At 35.6% G+C, this 1,841-nt stretch carries 2 protein-coding genes; both read left to right on the forward strand.

Going from position 1 to position 1,841, the window contains the following annotated elements:
- The coding region (locus tag QME58_14240; protein ID MDI6804973.1) for a TonB-dependent receptor at nt 1–863 on the forward strand (863 nt) is incomplete at its 5' end.
- A 171-nt stretch (nt 864–1,034) separates the two neighbouring features.
- Nucleotides 1,035–1,568, forward strand: a complete 534-nt coding sequence (locus QME58_14245) for an LOG family protein (GenBank protein MDI6804974.1) — start codon at nt 1,035–1,037, stop codon at nt 1,566–1,568.
- The last annotated feature ends 273 nt before the right edge of the window (nt 1,569–1,841 follow it).

Below are 1,841 nucleotides of genomic sequence, written 5' to 3' on the forward strand. Positions count from 1 at the left end.
TTGATTACAAGAGGAAAATAAATATGGGCTTATACGCAGAAACCGAAATTACATCTCTTGATGATGCCACGGTGAATGCTTACAGTCGTTTCGATTTTTACAACAGTCATAAACGATTTAGCTTTGGGGGCGATGCGACGATTAAACCTATCAATAACCTTGAAATTACAGCCGGTTATTCTAACTCCTACCGCTTTCCAAATTTTTATGAATTATACTGGAACAATAAATTTAATACAGCACTACAGACAAATTTTACTCCAGAACAGCATTCAGTTATCGAGTTGGGACTGGGCTTGAATATTTTGGATTACCTTAAATTTGAGTCTTCATATCATCACCGGACAATCAAAGATGCGATTGTGTATGAACTTACAAACATTTTATATCCGTTGCATCAGTTCGTTTTCACAACGAAAGACAAAATTATTCTGCAAAGCTTGAACGGCAGCATCTCCGGGAACTTCTGGAAATTTTCAACCAACTTAAATGCTTCACTATTATTGAGTTCAAAATATTTGACTAAATTTCAATTTCCTGATTTTACTACTAATGCGGAATTATTTTTCAACGACTGTTTCTTTAATGATAATTTAAATCTTCGAATCGGCATCAAAGGAAATATTATTTCCAAACAATTAGGTTATACATTCGAACCACGAACAGGTTTACTGATACCGAATAATAATTTTATTTTAGGTAATAGCGGCAGCTTCGATGCGATAGTTTTGGCAGGAATAGGCAGCGCATTAGTTCATATTGTTTTAGAAAATGTTTTAGATGATAAATATGCTATCGTTTCTTATTATCCGATTCAAGATAGGACTTTACGATTTGGAATAACCTGGGAGTTTGAGAATTAAGAAAGACTTTCAATTTATGATTTTTGATTTTTGATTTACCGAAGTTACGCATGTTTCAATTATGAGCTAGGTAACCCATGAAAAAATTAGGCTTTCTCGATACATCCCGCCGCTTTCAGCGCCGGGACTCTCGAGTAACAACGACTTAGTCAGGAAGGATACAAATAACAAATGACCAAAATTATTACAATATTTGGAAGTTCCAGCGTATCCAAAGATAGCTTTGAATATAATAACGCGTATGAACTTGGGAAATTATTAAGCAATGCGGGATTTACCGTTTGCAACGGCGGTTACGGTGGAATTATGGAAGCGAGCGCCAAGGGAGCCAAATCGGTTGGTGGTAAAACGATTGGAGTCGTATCTGATTTCTTCAGTAAAATTCCAAACAAATTTATAGATGAAACTGTGGTTGCAGATTCTCTTTTGAGTCGACTGCAAAAATTAGTTGAACCTGGTGATGCTTATGTGGTTTTCAGAGGTGCAACAGGCACATTAGTAGAACTCGCAATAGTTTGGGAATACATTATCAAAGGAGTAATGAAAGAAAAACCGATTATCGTCTTCAGTAATTATTGGGATTCAGTTATCCAAACGATAACAAACGAGTTAACTAACGAAGGATTGGAAGATTTTACAAAATTTGTTACTCAAGTAGATTCAGCTAAAGAATGTGTTGCAGTTTTAAGATCGAAGTTGGGATGAGGAAAGATTGGAGATTGGAGGGAGCAGTGTCTTGTGTATTGTACTGAAATATTATGCATTCACTTGGAAATTAAAGGCATGCTCTAAAAAACAAAGCCAGTTTCTCACACTGAGAAACCGGCTCTGTAAATCTTCCGATTTTTTACCTAACGAAAGGTTGTTCATAAATCGGGACTATTACTTATAATGTCTATGTAAGTCGAAATGGCATTTCGACATACAAGATATTACCTCATCAAAATAAGTTTCTTGGTTTCACTAAACGAACCAGAT

The organism is Bacteroidota bacterium, assembly GCA_030017895.1.
Lineage (GTDB): Bacteria > Bacteroidota > Ignavibacteria > UBA10030 > BY39 > JASEGV01.